We start from the raw sequence: 20,451 nt of genomic DNA on the forward strand, positions 1-20,451 counted from the left end.
GGGCGCGCGTCTGGTGGGGCGCGCGGTGCGGGTGTGACGCGATCGCGTGACGGGACCAATCTGCCGACAGGGGAAGGTTTCAGTCCATCGAGGATTTCTTAAGCGGGTCGACAGCAGAACTTCACGCCTATGCTCCGTACGTGACGTCGCCAGGGGTGGTTGGGGAGGAGAAGGACGTGCCGAGCCTGCGCAGCCGTGCGCTGTCCGCCGCACTGATGGCCTCGGGCCGTCGCAGGCGGTGGTCGAGCGCGGAGGCGGTACGCGAGGTGGTGGCGGCCAGCGCGCGCCGCCCGGCCTCCCACCTGCCCCCCAGGGCCCTGGGGCGGGTCGCCGAGCTGTCGCGGACGATCGTCGGCGCCTGGCCGGTGTACGACGCGGCGCCGCTGGGCGTGGAGCCCACGGCCCGGGTGCTGTACCTGCACGGCGGGGGGTTCATCCACGAGCTGCGCCGGCAGCACTGGTCCCTGGTCCGCACGCTGGTGACGGAGGCGGGCGCGCAGTGCGTGGTGCCGGCGTACACGCTGGCGCCGCGGGGCACGGCGGACCGTACCGTGCCGGCCGCCGCGGACCTGCTGAGCGGGCTGATCGAGAGCGGCGGAACGGGCGGCACCGTGCTGGTGGGCGACTCGGCGGGCGCCGGGCTGGCCCTGGCGGCCGCGCAGCGCCTGCGGGAGCGGACCGGGGCGCAGCCGTCGCGGATCGTGCTGATCTCGCCCTGGCTGGACGTGTCGATGAGCCATCCCGAGCAGGCGGCGATAGAGGCCAGGGACCCGATGCTGGCTCGGGCGGGGCTGCTGGAGGCGGGCCGGCTGTACGCGGGGACGCTGCCGGCGGCGGACCCTCGGGTCAGCCCGCTGCACGGCGACTTCGAGGGGCTGGCGCCGATGACGGTGTTCACCGGCACGCGGGACGTGCTGGGCACGGACGCCCGCGAGCTGGTGAACCGGGCCCGCGCGGCCGGCGTCGAGGTCGACCTGCACGAGGCCGAGGGCCTCCCGCACGTGTACCCGCTGCTCCCGGTCCCGGAGGGCCGCGAGGCCCGCCGCCGCCTGGTGGACCTGGTCCGCACCGCCCCCTGACCCCGACCGTCCGGCACCGGGGCCCGTCGGCGCCACGGCCGGACGGACCGCACGGCCGGCCCGGCGCCCCCGGCGGGCTGCCGGACCGTGATCAGGCGGCCCGCGCGGCGTGGCCGCGCCGGGTGCGCCTCACCCGTACCACCCGTACCGCCCGTACGGGGGACGTGGCGTCGGCCCGCACGGGGCGCGGCCGCTCCCCCGCCCCCCTCACGACGACCGCCCGCCGCGCCGCACGGGGCGGCGGGGCGGGCGGGCGCGAGGTGTACGGCCGTCCCCGGGGGGATCAGGCGTCGACGCCGCCGAAGCGGGCGCGGTACGCCTCCAGGTCCTCCTCCGCGATCTTCGCGAAGAGCACCGGCGGGACGGTGAACGGCGTGCCGGCCGGCACCGCGTCCAGGGCCTTGGCCTGCTCGGCGGTGATCCAGCTCGCGGTGTCGTCCGCGAGGGAGAACGCACCGCGCATGGCCGCGGCCGAGGCCGGGATGAAGGGCTCGGAGACCACCGCGTACAGGTGGATGAGGTTCATCGCCGTGCGCAGGGTCAGCGCGGCGCCCTCGGGGTCGGTCTTGATCTCCAGCCAGGGCGCCTTCTCCTCCAGGTAGGAGTTGCCCGCCGACCACAGGGCGCGCAGCGCGGCCGCGGCCTTGCGGAACTGGAGGGCGTCCAGGTGCTCCTCGTACTCGGCGAGCAGCCGGGCGATCTCCTCGCCGAGACGGGTCTCGGCCTCGCCGGCCGCGTTCCCGGCCGGGACCTCGTCGCCGAACCGCTTGCGCGAGAAGGACAGCACGCGGTTGACGAAGTTGCCGAGGGTGTCGGCCAGGTCCTTGTTGACGGTGGCGGTGAAGTGCTCCCACGTGAACGACGAGTCGTCGGACTCGGGGGCGTTGGCGATCAGGAAGTAGCGCCAGTAGTCGGCGGGCAGGATCTCCAGCGCCTGGTCGGTGAAGACACCGCGCTTCTGGGAGGTGGAGAACTTGCCGCCGTAGTACGTCAGCCAGTTGAAGCCCTTGACGACGTCGACCTTCTTCCACGGCTCACGCACGCCCAGCTCGGTGGCGGGGAACATCACGGTGTGGAAGGGGACGTTGTCCTTGGCCATGAACTGCGTGTAGCGGACCGACTCGTCGGCCTCGTACCACCAGGACTTCCAGTCGCGGGCCGCGCCGTCGCCGGCGGCGTCCGCCCACTCCTTGGTGGCGCCGATGTACTCGATCGGGGCGTCGAACCAGACGTAGAAGACCTTGCCCTCGGCGGCCAGCTCGGGCCAGGTGTCGGCCGGGACGGGCACGCCCCAGTCGAGGTCGCGGGTGATGGCGCGGTCGTGCAGGCCCTCGGTCAGCCACTTGCGGGCGATGGAGGACGACAGCTGCGGCCACTGGTCCTCGTGGCGGGAGACCCAGTCCTCGACCTCGTGCTGGAGCTTGGACTGCAGCAGGAAGAGGTGCTTGGTCTCGCGGACCTCCAGGTCGGTGGAGCCGGAGATGGCGCTGCGCGGGTTCACCAGGTCGGTGGGGTCCAGCACACGGGTGCAGTTCTCGCACTGGTCGCCGCGGGCCTTGTCGTAGCCGCAGTGCGGGCAGGTGCCCTCGACGTAGCGGTCCGGCAGGAACCGGCCGTCGACGGGCGAGTAGACCTGGCGGATCGCCCGCTCCTCGATGAACCCGTTCGCGTGCAGCCGGCGGGCGAAGTGCTGGGTGATCTCGCGGTTCTGCTCAGAGGAGCTGCGGCCGAAGTGGTCGAAGGAGAGCCGGAAGCCCTCGTAGACGGCCTTCTGCGCGTCGTGGGCCTGGGCGCAGAACTCGGCGACCGACAGCCCGGCCTCCTTGGCGGCCAGCTCGGCGGGCGTGCCGTGCTCGTCGGTGGCGCAGATGTACAGCACGTCGTGGCCGCGCTGGCGGAGGTACCGCGAGTAGACGTCAGCGGGAAGCATCGACCCGACCATGTTGCCCAGGTGCTTGATCCCGTTGATGTAGGGAAGCGCGCTGGTGACCAAGTGTCGAGCCATCCTGGGATGCTCCATTTCGCATAAGGGGGTGACGGGCCGTGTCTGGCGGCCGTCGCCATCGTAACCAACCCACCGGGGCACTCCGCCCGCGGTTTTACCCCTCGGACGTGCCCGGGGGGCCGCGGCGGGTGACCGGGGGCGCGGCGGGGCGGGGTACGGGGACGGGTCCGCCCGGCACCGGCACGCCCGGAACCCGCCCGGTCCGACGACGCGGAGGGCGGGCCCGGGGTCGCCGCGCGACCGGACGCGCGGGGCGTCAGGCGGCCATCGGGCCCCGTTGGGCCGCACCGAATTCGGCGAGGAACGCCGCGCAGAAGGCGTCCAGGTCCTGCGGCTTGCGGCTGGTGACCAGCGGGGCGGCCGCCGCGTGGCAGACGACCGCCTCCTCGTCCTTCCAGGTGCCGCCCGCGTTGCGGATGTCCGTGCGCAGGCTCGGCCAGGAGGTGAGGGTGCGGCCGCGCACGGCGTCGGCCTCGACCAGCAGCCAGGGCGCGTGGCAGATGGCCGCGACCGGCCTGCCGAGGCCGAAGAAGTGCCGGGCGAACCCGACGGCGTACCGGTCCGTGCGCAGGAAGTCGGGGTTGGCCACGCCGCCCGGGAGGACCAGGGCGTCGTAGTCCTCGGCGGAGCTCTCCGCCACCAGCGCGTCGACCGGGAAGGTGTCGGCCCGGTCCAGGTGGTGGAAGGCCTGCACCCGTCCGCTCTCGGTGGAGAGCAGCTCCGGCCGGCCGCCCGCTTCGGTGACCGCCCGCCACGGTTCGGTCAGCTCGACCTGCTCCACGCCCTCGGGGGCGCTGAGGAACGCCACCCGCATGCCGTCGAGACCCTTCATCGTCACCACTCCTCTCGCCCGCGTCCTCCGTGTCCCCCCGCCCCTGCCCGGCCCGGCACCGTTTACGTGCCCGCCGGCCGGGCAGCCGGGGGGCATGGCACACGTGCTGGTGGCGGTGGAGGTCGCCGTGCCCGTCCGCACCGCCTACGACCAGTGGACGCAGTTCGCGGAGTTCCCCCTCTTCATGCCGGGCGTGGAGAGCGTGACGCAGCGTGCCCCGGACCTCACCCGCTGGGTGGTCGACCTCCAGGGCGTCCGGCGGACCTTCGACGCGCGGATCACCCAGCAGAGCCCGGACGAGCGGGTGGCCTGGGCGACGGTCGGCGGGGAGGTCAGCCACTCGGGTTCGGTGACCTTCCACCCGCTGGGCGACGCGGCCTGCCGGCTGGTGGTGCAGCTGGACTTCCACCCCTCGGGGCCGGCGGAGCGGACCGCTGCGCTGCTGGGCGTGGTGGCGCGCCGGATCAGGGTGGACCTGGAGGCGTTCCGGACGTTCATCGAGAAGCGCGGCGCGGCCACCGGCGGCTGGCGCGGCGCCATATGAGGGCCCGGGGTGTGGGGCCCCCCCCCGGGGGGGGGCCCCCCCCCCCGCGCGCCCCGCCGCGGGCCGGGCGGTGGGCGGGCCGGGGGTGGAGGGTGGCGGGGGGGGCGCCGGCCCGGGGGGCGCCGCCGGGGGGGGGGGGCGGCGCCCCCCGGGGGGGGGGGGGGGGGGGCCCCCCCGGGGGGGCGCCCCCCCCCCACCCCGGGATCCCCGGGATCAGGCCGGGATCGTCCGCGAGCGGTCGATGAGGGTGCCGGTGTCGACGCCGGGCGGCAGGGTGCCGAAGGCTCCGCCGTGGTCGCCGCCGAGGCGGCTGGCGCAGAAGGCGTCGGCGACCGCCGCCGGCGCGTGCCGCTGGAGCAGGGAGCCCTGGAGGACCAGCGCCATCGACTCGGTGATCCGGCGGGCCCGGTACTCGGCACCGGCCGGGTCGGCGAGCTGCTTGCGCAGCTCCGCCACCGCGGTGTCGAGGTGCCGGTCGGCGCCCGCGGCCAGCTCGACCTCGCCGAAGAAGGCGTCCACGGACTCCGGCGAACGCCCCATGGCCCGCAGCGTGTCGAGCGCGGCGACGTTCCCCGAGCCCTCCCAGATCGAGGAGAGCGGTGCCTCCCGGTACAGCCGGGGCATGCCGGATTCCTCGACGTAGCCGTTGCCGCCGAGGCATTCCAGCGCCTCCGCCGCGTGCATCGGGGCGCGCTTGCAGATCCAGTACTTGGTGACGGCGAGCCCGAGGCGGCGGAAGAGCGCCTCGCCCTCGTCGCCGGCGACGGCCCGGTCGGTGGCGCCGGCCAGCCGCAGGGCGACGGCGGTGGCGGCCTCGGACTCCAGGGCGAGGTCGGCGAGCACGTTGCGCATCAGCGGCTGGTCGACGAGGGCCCGGCCGAAGGCGCGGCGGTGCGTGGCGTGGTGGACGGCGCGGACCAGACCCAGGCGCATGCCGGAGGCGCCGCCGAGCGCGCAGTCGAGCCGGGTCATGTTGACCATCTCGATGATGGTGGCGACGCCCCTGCCCTCCTCGCCGACGAGCAGCCCGTACGCCTGCTCGTACTCGATCTCGGCGGAGGCGTTCGACTTGTTGCCCAGCTTGTCCTTGAGGCGCTGGAGGCGCAGGGCGTTGAGGGTGCCGTCGGGCAGCACGCGCGGCAGCAGGAAGCAGGAGAGGCCGCCGGGCGCCTGGGCCAGGGTGAGGAACACGTCCGACATGGGGGCGGAGGTGAACCACTTGTGGCCGGTGAGCCGGTACGAGCCGTCGCCGGCGGGCACGGCGGCGGTGGTGTTGGCCCGTACGTCGGAGCCGCCCTGCTTCTCGGTCATCGACATGCCGGCGATCAGACCGCGCTTGGTCCGGGGCTCGCGCAGCCCGAAGTCGTAGGTGCGGGAGGCGAGCAGCGGCTCCAGCCAGGAGGCGAGTGCGGGCGTGGTGCGCAGGGCGGGCACGGCCGCGTAGGTCATCGAGACGGGACAGGAATGGCCGGCTTCGGCCTGGCCCCAGACGTAGAACTTGGCGGCGCGGGCGACGTGGGCGCCGGGGCCGGTCTCCTGCCAGGGGGCGGCGTGCAGGCCGTGGCCGACGGCGACGTCCATCAGCTCGTGCCAGTACGGGTGGAACTCGACCTCGTCGACGCGGTGGCCGTAGCGGTCGTGGGTGCGCAGCACGGGCGGGTTCTCGTTGGCGAGGCGGCCCCATTCGGCGGTCTCCTCGGAGCCGGCGAGCACGCCCAGCTCGTGGACCTCGCCGACGGCCCAGCCGGCGCCCTCGCGGTGCAGGGCCTCGACGAGCGCGGGGTCGGCGGCGGCGTCGTACCCGTGGTGCGGGGGGACCTGGTTGGTGACCTCATGCGTGCTGGGCAACGTGTCCTCCAAGGGCGCGCTGGGTGAAGGTGAGCAGGGCGGGTACGAGCTCCCCGGCCGCGGCGTCGCCGTCGGCGAGGGGGCCGACGAGGGCCTCGGCGACGGCGCCGACGAGGGCGGCGGCGGTCAGTTCGGGTGACTGGGGAGGGAGTTCGCCGGTGGCGACGCCCTCGGCGACCAGGCCGGCGTACACGTCGCGGAAGGCGCGGCGGAAGACCAGGCGTTCGGTGTCGACGGCCGGGTCCACGGGCTCGGCGAGGAGCGCGAAGGCCCGGCGGGGCGCGGCCAGGGCGCGGGCGGCGAAGGTCTCCACGGCCGCGGCGGTGCGTTCGGCGGCGGTGCCGGGGCGGGCGGCGGCCTGGGCCACCGCCTCGACCTCGCGGGCGGCCAGGGTCCGGAAGAGGGCGGTGGCCAGCTCGGACTTGCCGGAGAAGGACTGGTAGACGCTGCCGGTGGAGATACCGGTTTCGGCCGCGATGGCGGCGACGGAGCAGCCGGCGTACCCCTCCCGGGAGAGCAGGCGGACGGCGGCTTCGAGCACCTGGTCGCGGCGTGCGTCGAGGCGGGCCTGGACGGCGGGGGTCCTGCGGTAGGGCATGGGAAGGATTGAAGCACTGATTCACTGCTTCAGCCAGGCCCGGCGCGGCACTCCCCCGGCCCGGCACGGCTCCACCGCGTCAACCGCCACCGGCACCCGAACCCCCGCTGTACGCAGGGGAAACGAAGGATGGCCGAAACCCGTCGGCACTCCTCCTACTCATTGGTAGCTTCCGGTGTTCGATCTTGCCGGGCGGCCCTCGCGCGCCCGGAAACCCCTCACGCAAGGAAGCTCCATTGGCTGCCCAACGGCTCCGCCGCACCACCCCCGCCGCCCGCACCGCGGTCACCGCCCTCTCGCTCGCCGCCGCGCTCGCCCTGCCGGCGCACCCGGCGGCCGCCGACTCCGGCACCCCCACCCCGTACCTCGACGGCATCGAGCAGACCCTGCGCCAGGTCTCCCCCGGCCTGGAGGGCCAGGTCTGGGAGCGCACCGCGGGCAACCGCCTGGACTCCTCCGCCCCCGACGGCGCGGACTGGCTGCTCCAGACGCCCGGCTGCTGGGGCGACGCCGCCTGCGCCGACCGCCCGGGCACCCGCCGGCTGCTGGCCAAGACGACGGAGAACATCGCCTCCGCGACCCGCACCGTCGACATATCGACCCTGGCCCCCTTCCCCAACGGCGCCTTCAAGGAGGCGATCGTCGCGGGCCTGAAGGCCTCGGTGGCCAAGGGCAACAAGCCGGTCGTCCGGATCATGGTCGGGGCCGCGCCGCTCTACCACGCCAACGTGGTGCCCTCGAAGTACCGCGACGAGCTGGTGGCCGACCTGGGCGCGGCGGCCCCGTCCGTCACCCTCAACGTCGCCTCGATGACCACGTCCAAGACGGCCTTCTCCTGGAACCACTCCAAGCTGGTGGTGGTCGACGGCCGCTCCGTGATCACCGGCGGGATCAACAGCTGGAAGGACGACTACCTCGACACCACCCACCCGGTGGCCGACGTCGACCTGGCCCTGACCGGCCCCGCGGCCGGCTCCGCGAGCCGCTACCTCGACACCCTGTGGGCCTGGACCTGCCAGAACAAGTCCAACTTCATGAGCGTCTGGTTCGCCTCCACCAACGGCGCCGGCTGCCTGCCGACGCTGGGGGCGGCCGCCCGTACCGCCTCCGCGGGGAGCGAGGGCGACGTACCGGTCATCGCGGTCGGCGGCCTCGGCGTCGGCATCAGGTCCGTGGACCCGGCCTCGACGTTCCGCCCCACGCTGCCCACCGCACCCGACACCAAGTGCACCGTCGGCCTGCACGACAACACCAACGCCGACCGCGACTACGACACGGTCAACCCCGAGGAGAGCGCCCTGCGCGCCCTCGTCGCGAGCGCCCGCAGCCACGTCGAGATCTCCCAGCAGGACGTCAACGCCACCTGCCCGCCGCTGCCCCGCTACGACATCCGCCTGTACGACACCCTGGCCGCCAAGCTGGCCGCGGGCGTGAAGGTCCGCATCGTGGTCAGCGACCCGGCCAACCGGGGCGCGGTCGGCAGCGACGGCTACTCGCAGATCAAGTCGCTGTCCGAGGTCAGCGACGTGCTGCGCGGCCGCCTCGCGCTGCTCCCCGGCGGCGAGCCCGCCGCGCGCGCCGCGATGTGCGCCAACCTCCAGCTGGCGACCTTCCGCGCATCGGACGCGCCGCGCTGGGCCGACGGCCGCCCGTACGCCCAGCACCACAAGCTGGTCTCGGTCGACGACTCGGCCTTCTACATCGGCTCGAAGAACCTCTACCCGTCCTGGCTGCAGGACTTCGGCTACGTCGTCGAGAGCCCGAAGGCCGCGGCCCAGCTCCGTACGGACCTGCTGGCCCCGCAGTGGCGGTACTCCGCCGCCACGGCCACGTACGACTACGCCCGCGGCATCTGCTGACCCCGCACCGCGCGCACCGGCCCGCCGCCGTCCCCCGCCGGGGGACGGCGGCGGTGCCGTACCGGGCCGCGGACCGGGGCGCTCCCGGCCGGGCCGCCCCGCGCCGGGCCCGGCCCGGCGACCGGCCCGGTACGGTACGCGCGCTGACGGATCCTCAGTACAGTCGGCGGCAGGTGCCCCGCACACCCGTTGAGGAGACGTCCGTGAAGATGCTGATCAACGTTCCGGAGACCGTCGTCGCCGACGCGCTGCGCGGCATGGCCGCCGCGCACCCCGAGCTCACGGTGGACGTCGAGCGCCGGGTGGTGGTGCGCCGCGACGCGCCCGTGGCGGGGCGGGTCGCGCTCGTGTCCGGCGGGGGCTCCGGGCACGAGCCGCTGCACGCGGGCTTCGTGGGGCCCGGCATGCTGGCGGCCGCCTGCCCCGGCGAGGTGTTCACCTCGCCCGTGCCGGACCAGATGGTGCGGGCCGCCGCGGCCGTGGACAGCGGGCAGGGCGTGCTGTTCGTGGTCAAGAACTACACCGGCGACGTGCTGAACTTCGAGATGGCCGCCGAGCTGGCCGAGGAGGAGGGCATCCGGGTCCAGCGGGTGCTCGTCAACGACGACGTCGCGGTCACCGACAGCCTGTACACGGCCGGGCGGCGCGGCACGGGCGCCACCCTGTTCGTCGAGAAGATCGCCGGTGCGGCGGCCGAGGAGGGCGCGCCGCTCGACCACGTGGCGGCCGTCGCCCGCCGGGTCAACGAGTCCTCCCGCAGCTTCGGCGTGGCGCTGTCCCCCTGCACCACGCCCGCCAAGGGCAGCCCCACCTTCGAACTCCCCCCGGGGGAACTGGAACTGGGCGTCGGCATCCACGGCGAGCCGGGCCGGGAGCGCCGCCCGATGATGACCTCGGGCGAGATCGCGGACTTCGCGGTGCACGCCGTGCTGGACGACCTGGAGCCCCGCGGGCCGGTGATCGCCCTGGTCAACGGCATGGGCGCCACCCCGCTGCTGGAGCTGTACGGGTTCAACGCGGAGGTGCAGCGGGTGCTCGGGGAACGCGGCGTGCCGGTGGCCCGCACACTGGTCGGCAACTACGTCACCTCCCTGGACATGGCGGGCTGTTCCGTCACCCTGTGCGCGGTCGACGAGGAGCTGCTGCGCCTGTGGGACGCGCCGGTGTCCACCCCGGCCCTGCGCTGGGGGCGGTGAGCCGCCCGAGTCCGTAGGCTGGGCGGGGACGACGGACGACGGAGGAGACCGGGTGCGCGACGCGGAGTTCTTCCGCCGCTGGATGGCGGCGACGGCTGCGGCCGTGGAGCGGGAGGCGGACCGGCTGACCGAGCTGGACTCCCCCATCGGCGACGCCGACCACGGCAGCAACCTCCTGCGCGGGTTCACCGCCGTGGCGGCCGCGCTGGAGTCGGAACGGCCGGACCGGCCGGGCGCGGTGCTCCAGCTCGCCGGACGCACCCTGATCTCCACCGTGGGCGGCGCGTCGGGGCCGCTGTACGGCACGCTGCTGCGGCGGGCCGGCAAGGAGCTCGGGGAGGCCGCGGAGGTCTCCGACGAGGAGGTGCGCAAGGCCCTGTACGCGGGGGTCGGCGCGGTGGCCCAGCTGGGCGGGGCCGCGCCGGGCGACAAGACCATGCTGGACGCGCTGGTGCCCGGGGTGGCCGCACTGAGCACCTCGTACCGGGCGGCCGGGGACGCGGCGGAGAACGGCGCGCTGGCGACCGTACCGCTCCAGGCCCGCAAGGGCCGCGCCAGTTACCTGGGCGAGCGGAGCATCGGGCACCAGGACCCCGGGGCCACCTCCTCGGCGCTGCTCCTGGGGGCGCTGGCCGAGGCCGCGGAGGCGGCCGGGGACGGGGAGGGCGGCGCGTGACCACCGAGGCACAGGTCGGGATCGTGCTGGTCTCGCACAGCGCGCAGGTGGCCGAATCGGTGGCGGAGCTGGCCCGCGGGCTGGCGGCGGGCGGCCCGCCGGTACCCCTGGCCACCGCCGGCGGCACGCTCGACGGCGGCCTCGGAACGAGCGCGGAACTGATCGTGGCCGCCGCCCGGTCGGTTGACCGCGGGGCGGGCGTCGCGCTCTTGGCCGACCTCGGCAGTTCCGTCCTGACCGTCAAGGCCCTGCTGGCCGAGGAGGGCGAACTGCCCGAGGGGACGGTCCTGGTGGACGCGCCGTTCGTCGAGGGCGCGGTCTCCGCGGTCGTCACCGCCTCGGCCGGCGCCGGCGTCGAAGCGGTGGCCGCCTCGGCGGCCGAGGCGTACACCTACCGCAAGACCTGACCCGTCCCAGGGCCGGTCCGGCGGATCACGGCCGGGCCCCGCGAGCCCGGCGTGAACCGAAAGACGGGGCCTAGCGGCCGCGGAGCTGGTCGAGGTCGCGGCGTTCGCGCTTGGTGGGGCGGCCGGCCCCGCGGTCGCGCAGGCCCGTCGCGGCCGCCTCGACCCGGGTCGGGGGCGGCGGGCTCTTGTCGATGAGGCACTCGGCGGCGACCGGCGCGCCCACCCGCTTGGTGATCACGCGCTGGACGATGACGATGCGCTCGCGGCCCTCGTGGAAGAGCCGGACCTCGTCGCCCGGCTTCACGGTCTGGGCGGGCTTGGCGCGGTCGCCGTTGACCCTGACGTGACCGGCCCGGCAGGCGGAGGCCGCGGCGGACCGGGTCTTCGTGAGGCGTACGGACCAGATCCAGGCGTCGACGCGCGCGGTGCCGCCCTGGTCGGGGGCGGCGGAGGAGGTCTGTGCGGACATGCGCCGACTCTAGCCCGGATCGCCCCGGCCTTCGTGGGATTAACCAAGTGGACGGCATCTGCCATGTACAACTTCAAGACAGAATTGCAAATGCGGCGACGATCGCCCTACCGTGTCGCAGGTGCGGCGAGACACCGTACCGCCCGCTCGACAGACCGCTCGATCAGAGAGCCCGCGCCGCCCGTCACCGGTGGGGTTCACCCGCAGCGCGGACCGGCACGCCCCGGCCGCCACCCGCCGAGGAGCCACCCTCATGTCCCCGATGAACCGCCGCCGTGCCGCCGCCGCCCTGCTCGGCGCCGCGCTGATCCTGCCGCTCAGCGCCTGCGGAAGTGACGGAGAGCAGGACGCCGCGAAGGACTCCACCGCGTCCCCGTCGGCCGGGGCGAAGGGCGCGAAGCTCACCGTCCTCGCCGCGTCCTCGCTCACGAACGTCTTCGAGAAGGCCAAGGCGGCCTACGAGAAGGCCCACCCGGGCACGCAGATCACCTTCTCCTTCGCCGGTTCCCAGGAGCTGGCCGCCCAGGTCAGGCAGGGCGCCCCGGCCGACGCCCTGGTCACCGCCGACACCAAGACGATGGACGGCCTGAAGGCCGAGACCGGCACGCCGGCCGTCATCGCCAGGAACCGCCTGGTCATCGCCACGGGCAAGGGCAACCCCCACAAGGTGGGCGCCCTCAAGGACCTCGCCGACCCCGGGCTGAAGGTCGTGCTGGCCGCGCCGGAGGTTCCGGTCGGCCGCTACAGCAAGAAGATCCTCGACGCCCAGAAGATCGTCGTGAAGCCGGTCTCGCAGGAGCCGAACGTCCGCGCCGTGCTGAGCAAGGTCGAGCTCGGTGAGGCCGACGCCGGCCTGGTCTACAAGACGGACGTGACCTCCGCCGCGGACAAGGTCGACGCCGTCGAGATCCCGGACGACCAGAACGCCGTGGCCTCGTACCCGGCCGCGACGCTGAAGGACTCCGGGAACGCCGGGGCCGCCGCCGCGTTCGTCACGTGGCTGAGCTCCCCCGAGGCACAGAAGATCCTCCAGGACGCGGGCTTCCAGAAGCCGTAGCCCCGAGGAGGGGGGAGCGGGTCTGCCCGGACGGGGGGACGGACAGACCCGCCATGTGCCTACGCTGCCCCCGTACGTCCCCCGCACCCGGCACCGACCAGGAACGACCCCACCCATGAGCCCCCTCCGCCCCCGCACCCCGGGCCGCCCCCGCGCCCCGCTGGCCCTGGCGCTGCCCGCCCTGCTGGCCGTGGCGTTCCTGCTCCTGCCGCTGATCGGCATCCTGGCCCGCACCGAGTGGGACGAGCTGGGCGCGCACCTGAGCAGCCCCGGCGTGGTCGAGGCCCTCAAGCTGTCGCTGCTGGTCTCCTTCTGGGCGCTGGCGCTGTCGCTGCTGCTGGGCGTGCCGCTGGCCTGGCTGCTGGCGCGGGTGGAGTTCCCGGGCAAGGCGGTGGTGCGCTCGCTGGTGCTGCTGCCGATGGTGCTGCCGCCCACGGTGGGCGGCGTGGCGTTGCTGCTCGGCTTCGGCCGGCGCGGCCTGCTGGGGCCCTGGCTGGAGGACACCTTCGGGGTGACCCTGCCCTTCCACACCTCGGGCGCGGTGGTCGCGGCCACCTTCGTCGCCATGCCGTTCCTCGTCATCAGCCTGGAAGGCGCGCTCGGCGGTCTGCGCGTGAGCTACGAGGAGACGGCCGCCTCCCTCGGCGCCTCGCCGGTACGGGTCTTCTTCACGGTCACCCTCCCGATGGTGGCGCCCGGCCTGGTCGCCGGCGCCGCGCTCACCTGGGCCCGCGCCCTGGGCGAGTTCGGCGCGACCATCACCTTCGCCGGCAACCTGCCCGGCACCACCCAGACGCTCCCGCTCCAGGTGTACCTGCTGCTGCAGGACCGGCCGGAGGCGGCGACCTCCCTGTCCCTGCTGCTGCTCGCCATCGCCATGGCGGTGCTGATCGCGCTGCGCGGCCGCTGGACCGGCACGCCGCTCGCGGGGCGGGCCGGGGAGCCCGTCGTGGCGGAGGAGCCGGAGTCCCCCGTCGCCGCTTCCGGTACGGGTACGGGTACGGGCGACCGGCCCGCCGCGGCGCCCGCACCCCTGCCCGTGCCCGTACCCGCGCACGAGCCCGGCTCCGACGGGTCCTGGCCGCTGCACGCCGACGTCACCGGCTTCAACCGGCTGACCCTGGAGGCGGATCCGGGCACCACCATCGCGGTGGTCGGCGAGAACGGCGCCGGGAAGACCACGCTGCTGCGGGCCCTGCTGGGCCTCACCCCCCGCGCCCACGCCGTCCTGCGCCTGGGCGACACCGACGTCACCGCGCTGCCGCCGCACCGGCGGGGCGTGGCCTGGGTGCCGCAGGACGGCGCCCTCTTCCCCCACCTGACCGCGCTGGCCAACACCGCGTACGGGCTGCGCGCCCGCGGCGTGCCGCGCGCCGAGGCGCGGCGGGCCGCGCAGGCGTGGCTGGACCGGCTCGGCGTGGGCCACCTGGCCCACCGCAAGCCCGCCCAGCTGTCCGGCGGCCAGGCCCAACGGGTGGCCCTGGCCCGGGCGCTGGCCGCCCGGCCGCGGCTGCTGCTGCTCGACGAGCCCCTGGCCGCCCTCGACCAGACCACACGGGCCCACGTCCGCCACATGCTGCGCACGCACCTGGACGGCTTCGGCGGCGTCTGCCTGATCGTCACGCACGACCCGGTGGAGGCGGTCTCGCTGGCCGACCGGGTCCTCGTACTCGACGGCGGCCGGGCCCTCCAGGACGCGCCGCCGCCCGAGGTCACCCGGCACCCCAGGTCGCCCTGGGTGGCCCGGATGCTGGGCCGCAACGCCTGGCCCGGCACCATCGGCGGCGACGCCCTGGCCCTGGACGGCGGCGGCCGGCTGATCGTCGCCGACCGGGCCCCGGAGGGCGGCCGGGCACTGGCGATCATCGCGCCGGAGGCGGTCTCCGTGCACCGCGAGAAGCCCGGTGGCAGCCCCCGCAACGTCTGGTCCGGCACGGTCCGCGAGGTCACCGCGGTGGGCAGCAGGCTGCGCGTGCTCGTCACTTCGCCCGAGGCGCCCGACCTGGTCGCCGAGGTCACACCGGCCGCGGCGGCCGAACTGGGCCTGGTGGAGGGCACGGACGTGTGGACCAGCGTGAAGGCCACCGAGGTCACCGTGGTCACGCTGTAGCGGCACGGGCGCGGCGCGCCCTTCGCGGAACGGGCGCCGGCCGGGAACACAAGGGCGCAAAACCCCACCGGGGTGCGTCTTCGGCCATTCGTCCGCAAACCCCTGAGAAGCGCACACGGGCCCCGCTAGCGTCGAAGGCGCTCGACCGAGCACGCCGCACCAGAAGGGGGAACTTCATCGTGCGCACTCGTGTCCTCGGCGTCCTCGCGGCCACCGCCGCGTTCGCCGGTGTCATGGCAACCGCCCCCTCGGCCTTCGCCGAGGGGAACCCGCCCGGCTGTCCCAAGGGCTACTTCTGCGCGTACTCCGGATGGGACCAGTCCGGGACGCTGCTGCTGAAGACCTGGGGCAACTGGTCGGGGTCGATCCCGAACGTCAAGTCGACCTTCAACAACGGCCTCCCCGACGCCGGGGCGGACCACGTGGACCAGTCCTACGCCTGGCGCAGCGGCAACTACACCGCGTGCCTCCACTACAACCCCGGCCCCGGCGAGTACAAGATCAACTGGGACAACATCACCCTGACCGCGGTCCGCTGGCGAGGCGAGTGCTGATCCGGCACCCGCCATACCCCCTCCCCTGACGACCGGCCCCGGCCCCGCCCACCGCGCGGCCGGGGCCGCTCGCACCCCCCTGGACCCACGGCCGTTCCGGGTGCCCACGCCGCGATGCCCGCGCCCCCCGTGCCGCGCCGCGCGGGCTGAGCCGGTGTCGGGCGGGGTTGGGCGGGGGCGGGCGGGGTCAGGCGGCGGCCGGGACGGCGAACTCGCACCACACGCACTTGCCGCCGCCCCGCGGTTCCACGCCCCACGCGTCCGACAGGCCGTCGACCAGCATCAGCCCGCGCCCGGACACGGCGAAGTCGTCGGCCTCGCGGCGGCGCGGCAGCGCGCTGGAGGTGTCCTCCACCTCCACCCGGATCCGCCCCTCGGCGGTCAGCCGGAGGGTCACCGTGCCACCGCCGTCGGTGTGCACCAGGGCGTTGGTCATCAGCTCGTCGGCGGCCAGTTCGATCTCGTCGGCGCGGTCCCAGGCACCCCAGGCGGCGGCCGCGGCCCGGATCAGATGGCGGGCGCTGGCCGGGGCGTCCGCGTCCCCCGGCGCCAGGTGCTGGCGCAGCGGGCCGCCGCCGCGCGGGCCCGCGGCGCCGTGCCGGCGCAGCAGGAGCAGGGCCATGTCGTCCCCGCCGCCGGCGTCGCCGACCAGGTCGGACACCCGGTCCGCCAGCTCCTCCAGGTCCGTGGGCCCGTCACGCACGGCGGCCATGAACTCCCGCATGCCGACGTCCGGGTCCAGGCCGGGGCGCTCGATCAGCCCGTCCGTGCAGAGCAGCAGCGTTTCCCCTGGATGGAGTTCGAGCGCGGTCACCGGATAGCCGCTCCCGGCGGGCCGGCCCTCCTTTTGCGCAAGGCCCAGCGGCAGCCCGCCGGCCACCACCACGCGGTGGCAGCTGCCGTCGCCGCGCCGCACCACCGGGTCCAGGTGCCCGGCGCGGACCAGCTGGAGCAGACCGGTGTTCAGGTCGGCCTCCGCGTACGTGCAGGTGGCGAAGCGCTCGGTGTCGAGTTCGCGCAGGAAGGCGGAGGCGCGCGCCATCGCGGTGCCCGGGGTGTGGCCCTCGGTGACGTACGCGCGCAGGACGATCCGCAGCTGGCCCATCACGGCAGCGGCGTCCGTGTCGTGGCCCTCCACGTCGCCGATCATCACGCCGACGCGGCCGTCCGGCAGCGGGATCACGTCGTACCAGTCGCCGCCGATGTTCCGCCCCATCCGGGCGGCCCGGTAGCGCACGGCGATCTGCGCGCCCGGCACGGCCGGGATGCTGCGGGGCAGCATGGCCCGCTGGAGGCCCTCGGCGAGGTCGTGCTCCTGCTCGAAGAGGATCGCGCGCTGCAGACTCTGCGCGATGCCGCTGCTCAGCGCGACCAGCAGGTTCCGTTCCTCGGCGGTGAAGTCGCCGTCGCGCCCGTACAGCAGCCCCAGCGCGCCGATCGGCCGCCCCTGGGCGATCAGCGGCAGGTAGGCGCCGCTGCGCACCTCCAGCGGCGCGATGTACGGCCACAGCATCGGGTAGCGGGCCTGGAACTCCTCCCGCGAGGTGAGCAGCACCGGGCGCATGGTGCGCACCGCCTCGCTCATCGGGAACGCCGCGTCGATCCGGGTGTACTCGATCTCCGGCACGTACGAGCCCAGCTGCCCCTCGGCCACGAGGTGGATCCGGCCGCCGTCGACGACCCCCAGCATCACGCTGACCGCGCCCAGGTGCCCCAGGGCCTCCGGGTCCTTGAGGATGTCGGTGACGTCGTTGACCGTACGGGCGTGGGCGAGGATGGCGGTGGTGCGCTCGACGACCCCGGTCATCCGGCGGCGGCCCTCGTCCTGCTCCGTGTGGGCGCCCGGGTGGCCGGCGTCCAGCGAGGCGTCCCGGACGATGCCGATGATGCGGAACGGGCGGCCGTCGGGTTGCCGCAGGATGTGGCCCTGCGTGTGGGTCCAGCGGGGGCTGCCGTCGCGGAGCCGGATGCGGAAGTAGGCGCCGTACTCGGCGCGGCCGTTCTTGAGGGCCTGGGCGATGCGGGCGTCGAGCCGGGCGTCCTCGCCCGGGGGGATGCGCTGGCGCAGCGAGCCGGCGGTGCCGCCCCACTCGTACGGACGCAGGTCGAACACCTCGAGGGCGGTCGGATCGAGGTGCATCTGTCCGCTGTCGAGGTTCCAGTCGAAGGTGCCCAGACCGGTGAGCGCGAGGCTCTGTTCCGGCCGGGCGGGCCACTCGTCCGGTGCCGGCGCGGCGGTCCGGGGCAGTCCCCTTTCGGCCATGCAGCCACTGTCTCACCGATCGGTGCCGCGCGGGGGGCCGAGCGGAGCGCGACAATCCGGATCATGGGAAACCCTGAAGTGACGGTGGACCGGCAGGTCCACGCACCGCTGGAGCGCGTCTGGCGGGCCATGACAGACCTGGAGGCCATGCCGGCCCGGCTGAGCGGCGTGGAGGGCGTGGAGGTGCTGACGCCGGGCCCCTTCGGCGTGGGCACCCGCTGGCGGGAGACCCGGCGGATGTTCGGCAAGCAGGCCACGGAGGAGATGTGGGTGACGGCCTGCGCCGCGCCCACCCGCTACGTGGCCGAGGCGGACAACTCCGGGATGCACTACGTCTCCGAGTTCGTGCTGACGGAGCGGGGCCCGGACCTGACCAACGTCCGGATGATCTTCTCGGCCCGGCCGCAGGAGGGCCACCGGATGCCGCTCGTCGCGCGCCTGCTGGGCGGGCTGGGCCGGCGCGCGGTGGCCAAGGCCATCGAGAAGGACCTGGCGGACGTGGCGGCCCACGTCGAGCGCGGCACGGCGTAGGCGCCCCGGCAGCGCCCGGGGCGTCCCGCACGCGAGGGCGCCCCGGAGGCCGGCGCTTGGCCTCCGGGGCGCCCCGGGCCCTCCTCGGTGGTTCAGTAGCCGGACTGCTCGGCGGGTGCCGGGACGGAGGAGCTCGGCGGAGCCGGCACGGTGGAGGTGGTCGAGGCCGGAGCCGGCGGCTGCGACAACGGCCGCTGCTCGGCCGGCGGCGCGGGCGCCGATGACTCCGCCGGGGTCTCCGAGTAGGGGGCGGGCGAGTCAGGCGAGGCCGGCGTCGTCTCGCCCGGCGGCGGCTTCAGCGGCGGGCAGGGCGTCGGCGGCGTCTCCCCGGGCTGCAGCGACGGGGTCACGATGACGGTGCCGTCGAGGGACGGGCACGGCTTGGGCGCGGGCGTCGGGGGCGACGAGACGGAGGTCGACCCGGACGGGTAGCCGGACGTGGACTCCGAGGGCGACACCGACGGCGAGACGGACGGCGACACGGACGGCGAGACCGAGGGGGACACCGACGGCGACACGGACGGCGAGGGGCTCGTCGGCGTCACGATCGGGGACGGCTTCGGCGGCGGGACCGGACGGTCGTGCTTGCCGTGGCCGCCGTGCTCCCGCTCGAACCACTTGCGGTCCTCGTGGTCGTAGATCACGAACTTGTAGACCACGGTCGTGGACGGGGCGATGACGACGACCTTCTGCGGCTGGTACGCGGCCCAGGGCTGCCCGTACCGCTTCGGGTCGGCCTGGAGCGGCACCGGCTGGCCGAGCGGGTTGCCGCACGCGCACCGCACCCGGGGCACGCCCCGGTCGTCGACAAGCACCGCGGTGCCGGCCTGCAGCACGGCCTGGTAGGCCGTGGCCTCGCCGTTCTCGTAACCGTGGTTGGTCACCCGGGTGTCGCTGCGCAGCTGGAGCGGGGTGAGGGAGCGCAGGTAGTCGGGGACGTCCGCGGGCTGGATGCCGAGGGCGGAGGCGAAGGCCTCGTTCTTCGGGGGCTGCGAGGTGAGACTGGTGATCTGCTTCTCGACGTCGCAGGCGGCCACGTTCTGCGTGCCGCCGTACAGCCCGGGCGCGGAACCGCTGACGCTGCGGGTGGCCGTGGTCTGGCCGGTGGCGGTCGGCGAGGCGGGCTGCGTGGTCTGGGACTCCGGGATGACGGAGCCCTGAGCCGTGGACTCGGTGAACGGCGCCTCGCCGGCCGAGGCCGCGGGCTCCAGGAAGACCTCACCGCTGGCCTGCGGGGTGTCACCGCCCCCGCCGCCGGGACGGGTCAGCACGATCGCCAGCACGGCCGCCGCGACCACGGCGACGGCGGCGATGGCGATCCGCGGCACCGACTTCCACCAGGGCTTCCCTCCGGGTTCCCCGCCACCGGACGGGCCTGACGGCCCGGAGGGCCCCGAGGGGGGCGCGGGCGGGGTGCCGGGAGGAGGCGTTGCGGCGCCCCCTTGCGAGGGTCCGGACAGCGGGCCCGACGGGGGACCGGAGGGGCGGCCGGAAGACGGCCGGCCGGAGGGTTGTGTGGTCACGGGCTCTTCTTCCCAGGCGGAGGATTCGGTCTTCCAGACAGGCCCCCGGGGGGACAAACCGGACTTCTTCACTCCTGCGGACCATTCTGTACGCCACCCGGACGGCCGCAAGTCCTAACCGCCCCTCACTGCGCCCGCACCCCACCCCACCGACCGCCGCGGCCTGCCCGGACACCGGACCGCGCAGCCCACGAAACGCCCGGCGAGGCAACCGAACCCACCTCCGGCACCAGCCGCCCCCCAGAGGCCCGCGGAACGGAACCCCCGCCAGGCCATCCGCGACCCCAGACAGCGTCACACCCTCCCGCCCCGGGGCATCCGGCACCCGCCGGGCCCTGAGGTCCGCTGAGCGGAACTGTCGACCGGTCATCTGAAGGCGCAGACGCCAGCAGGGCTCGGAACCAGCACAAATCACCCACCGGCATGACAGGAACAGCGTCGCGGCCTCCCGACCCGGGTCATCCGGCACCCGGTGGGCGCTGAGGTCCGCTGAGCGGAACTGTCGACCGGTCATCCGCGGGCCCAGACACCGGGAGGGCTCGGAACCAGCACAAATCACCCACCGGCAGGGCGAGAACAGCGTCGCGCCCACCCGGCCCGGGCCATCCGGCACCCGCCGGGCCGTGAGGTCCGCTGGGCGGAATTGTGGGCAGGTCATCCGCGGGCCCAGACGCCGGGAGAGCTCGGACCGGCGGCCGTGGGAGTGCTGGCGGCACGGCTCGCCCCGGACGGCCCGGCGGCCGCCGAGAGCAGAGAAGCGCGTAGCGATCGTGGGCGGCTTATGAAGGGGCACGGGCGGCCCGGGGGCCGCTGAGATGGGCGGTGGGCCTACGGACGGGGGTGCGCGCCCGCATGGGCGGGGCTTGGGGTGGCGTGGGTGGCCGGGGGCGTGCTGGGGAA

Annotated in this window: 17 protein-coding genes; 10 read left to right on the top strand and 7 right to left on the bottom strand. The window is 74.9% G+C overall.

The window, feature by feature from the left end:
• Positions 1–140 precede the first annotated feature (140 nt).
• On the top strand, positions 141–1,079 hold the full coding sequence (locus ACIQUR_RS27695; RefSeq protein ID WP_403669642.1) for an alpha/beta hydrolase fold domain-containing protein: 939 nt from the start codon (positions 141–143) through the stop codon (positions 1,077–1,079).
• 283 nt (positions 1,080–1,362) lie between these two features.
• Here ACIQUR_RS27695 and metG read toward each other — a convergent pair whose 3' ends face one another.
• Together metG and ACIQUR_RS27705 are read right to left on the bottom strand one after the other, a co-directional pair.
• Positions 1,363–3,084 carry a methionine--tRNA ligase gene (gene metG / locus ACIQUR_RS27700; RefSeq protein ID WP_403669645.1) on the bottom strand — a complete coding sequence of 574 codons (1,722 nt, stop codon included), beginning with the start codon at positions 3,082–3,084 and terminating at the stop codon, positions 1,363–1,365.
• A gap of 256 nt (positions 3,085–3,340) precedes the next feature.
• A complete protein-coding gene (locus ACIQUR_RS27705) occupies positions 3,341–3,898 on the bottom strand; it encodes a type 1 glutamine amidotransferase domain-containing protein (RefSeq protein ID WP_403669695.1) in 558 nt (185 codons plus the stop codon).
• A gap of 112 nt (positions 3,899–4,010) precedes the next feature.
• On the opposite strand from ACIQUR_RS27705, the gene ACIQUR_RS27710 reads away from it, so the two are divergent.
• Positions 4,011–4,460 carry an SRPBCC family protein gene (locus tag ACIQUR_RS27710; protein WP_403669648.1) on the top strand — a complete coding sequence of 150 codons (450 nt, stop codon included), beginning with the start codon at positions 4,011–4,013 and terminating at the stop codon, positions 4,458–4,460.
• 213 nt (positions 4,461–4,673) lie between these two features.
• Here ACIQUR_RS27710 and ACIQUR_RS27715 read toward each other — a convergent pair whose 3' ends face one another.
• Both ACIQUR_RS27715 and ACIQUR_RS27720 read right to left on the bottom strand, forming a co-directional pair.
• On the bottom strand, positions 4,674–6,308 hold the full coding sequence (locus ACIQUR_RS27715; protein WP_403669650.1) for an isovaleryl-CoA dehydrogenase: 1,635 nt from the start codon (positions 6,306–6,308) through the stop codon (positions 4,674–4,676).
• Entirely contained in the window at positions 6,292–6,906 is a 615-nt protein-coding gene (locus ACIQUR_RS27720) for a TetR/AcrR family transcriptional regulator (protein WP_403669653.1), read from the bottom strand. Before ACIQUR_RS27720 ends, ACIQUR_RS27715 begins: the two co-directional genes overlap by 17 nt.
• Positions 6,907–7,142: 236 nt before the next feature.
• Between ACIQUR_RS27720 and ACIQUR_RS27725 the strand changes: the two genes are divergently transcribed.
• The 4 genes from ACIQUR_RS27725 (at position 7,143) to ACIQUR_RS27740 (ending at position 11,044) form a co-directional block, all read left to right on the top strand.
• Complete coding sequence (locus tag ACIQUR_RS27725) at positions 7,143–8,765, top strand: phospholipase (protein WP_403669656.1); 1,623 nt, start codon at positions 7,143–7,145, stop codon at positions 8,763–8,765.
• A 203-nt stretch (positions 8,766–8,968) separates the two neighbouring features.
• Positions 8,969–9,961 carry a dihydroxyacetone kinase subunit DhaK gene (gene dhaK, locus ACIQUR_RS27730; RefSeq protein ID WP_403669659.1) on the top strand — a complete coding sequence of 331 codons (993 nt, stop codon included), beginning with the start codon at positions 8,969–8,971 and terminating at the stop codon, positions 9,959–9,961.
• Positions 9,962–10,043: 82 nt separating this feature from the next.
• Positions 10,044–10,637, top strand: coding sequence for a dihydroxyacetone kinase subunit DhaL (gene dhaL, locus ACIQUR_RS27735; protein WP_403669698.1), 594 nt, complete (start codon positions 10,044–10,046; stop codon positions 10,635–10,637).
• Complete coding sequence (locus ACIQUR_RS27740; protein WP_403669662.1) at positions 10,634–11,044, top strand: PTS-dependent dihydroxyacetone kinase phosphotransferase subunit DhaM; 411 nt, start codon at positions 10,634–10,636, stop codon at positions 11,042–11,044. Before dhaL ends, ACIQUR_RS27740 begins: the two co-directional genes overlap by 4 nt.
• Positions 11,045–11,114: 70 nt before the next feature.
• On the opposite strand, the gene ACIQUR_RS27745 is transcribed toward ACIQUR_RS27740, so the two are convergent.
• On the bottom strand, positions 11,115–11,513 hold the full coding sequence (locus ACIQUR_RS27745) for an RNA-binding S4 domain-containing protein (protein ID WP_403669665.1): 399 nt from the start codon (positions 11,511–11,513) through the stop codon (positions 11,115–11,117).
• A 253-nt stretch (positions 11,514–11,766) separates the two neighbouring features.
• Here ACIQUR_RS27745 and modA point away from each other — a divergent pair, with 253 nt between their 5' ends.
• From modA to ACIQUR_RS27760, 3 genes are all read left to right on the top strand, one after another.
• On the top strand, positions 11,767–12,570 hold the full coding sequence (gene modA, locus ACIQUR_RS27750) for a molybdate ABC transporter substrate-binding protein (protein ID WP_403669668.1): 804 nt from the start codon (positions 11,767–11,769) through the stop codon (positions 12,568–12,570).
• Between the two features lie 115 nt (positions 12,571–12,685).
• The gene (locus tag ACIQUR_RS27755; RefSeq protein WP_403669671.1) at positions 12,686–14,680 is read left to right on the top strand and encodes an ABC transporter permease; all 1,995 of its coding nucleotides are present in this window, start codon (positions 12,686–12,688) and stop codon (positions 14,678–14,680) included.
• A 179-nt stretch (positions 14,681–14,859) separates the two neighbouring features.
• A complete protein-coding gene (locus ACIQUR_RS27760; protein ID WP_403669674.1) occupies positions 14,860–15,234 on the top strand; it encodes a hypothetical protein in 375 nt (124 codons plus the stop codon).
• 187 nt (positions 15,235–15,421) lie between these two features.
• Here the strand turns inward: ACIQUR_RS27760 and ACIQUR_RS27765 are convergent, their stop codons facing one another.
• On the bottom strand, positions 15,422–17,497 hold the full coding sequence (locus tag ACIQUR_RS27765) for a SpoIIE family protein phosphatase (protein WP_403669676.1): 2,076 nt from the start codon (positions 17,495–17,497) through the stop codon (positions 15,422–15,424).
• 63 nt (positions 17,498–17,560) lie between these two features.
• Between ACIQUR_RS27765 and ACIQUR_RS27770 the strand changes: the two genes are divergently transcribed.
• Positions 17,561–18,028: an SRPBCC family protein gene (locus ACIQUR_RS27770; RefSeq protein WP_403669679.1), complete on the top strand. Its 468-nt coding sequence runs from the start codon at positions 17,561–17,563 to the stop codon at positions 18,026–18,028.
• A 92-nt stretch (positions 18,029–18,120) separates the two neighbouring features.
• Here the strand turns inward: ACIQUR_RS27770 and ACIQUR_RS27775 are convergent, their stop codons facing one another.
• Positions 18,121–19,551 (bottom strand): DUF6777 domain-containing protein, encoded by a 1,431-nt coding sequence (locus tag ACIQUR_RS27775; protein WP_403669681.1) that lies wholly within the window; start codon positions 19,549–19,551, stop codon positions 18,121–18,123.
• Between the last annotated feature and the right edge of the window lie 900 nt (positions 19,552–20,451).

It is taken from the genome of Streptomyces sp. NPDC101132 (genome assembly GCF_044759225.1).
GTDB lineage: Bacteria > Actinomycetota > Actinomycetes > Streptomycetales > Streptomycetaceae > Streptomyces.

Excerpts from the sequence above, each read along its gene's own strand:
- metG (WP_403669645.1), bottom strand. The coding sequence starts at position 3,084 with ATGGCTCGACACTTGGTCACCAGCGCGCTTCCCTACATCAACGGGATC.
- ACIQUR_RS27705 (WP_403669695.1), bottom strand. The coding sequence starts at position 3,898 with ATGCGGGTGGCGTTCCTCAGCGCCCCCGAGGGCGTGGAGCAGGTCGAG.
- ACIQUR_RS27710 (WP_403669648.1), top strand. The coding sequence starts at position 4,011 with ATGGCACACGTGCTGGTGGCGGTGGAGGTCGCCGTGCCCGTCCGCACC.
- ACIQUR_RS27720 (WP_403669653.1), bottom strand. The coding sequence starts at position 6,906 with ATGCCCTACCGCAGGACCCCCGCCGTCCAGGCCCGCCTCGACGCACGC.
- dhaL (WP_403669698.1), top strand. The coding sequence starts at position 10,044 with ATGGCGGCGACGGCTGCGGCCGTGGAGCGGGAGGCGGACCGGCTGACC.
- ACIQUR_RS27745 (WP_403669665.1), bottom strand. The coding sequence starts at position 11,513 with ATGTCCGCACAGACCTCCTCCGCCGCCCCCGACCAGGGCGGCACCGCG.
- modA (WP_403669668.1), top strand. The coding sequence starts at position 11,767 with ATGTCCCCGATGAACCGCCGCCGTGCCGCCGCCGCCCTGCTCGGCGCC.
- ACIQUR_RS27755 (WP_403669671.1), top strand. The coding sequence starts at position 12,686 with ATGAGCCCCCTCCGCCCCCGCACCCCGGGCCGCCCCCGCGCCCCGCTG.
- ACIQUR_RS27765 (WP_403669676.1), bottom strand. The coding sequence starts at position 17,497 with ATGGCCGAAAGGGGACTGCCCCGGACCGCCGCGCCGGCACCGGACGAG.
- ACIQUR_RS27770 (WP_403669679.1), top strand. The coding sequence starts at position 17,561 with ATGGGAAACCCTGAAGTGACGGTGGACCGGCAGGTCCACGCACCGCTG.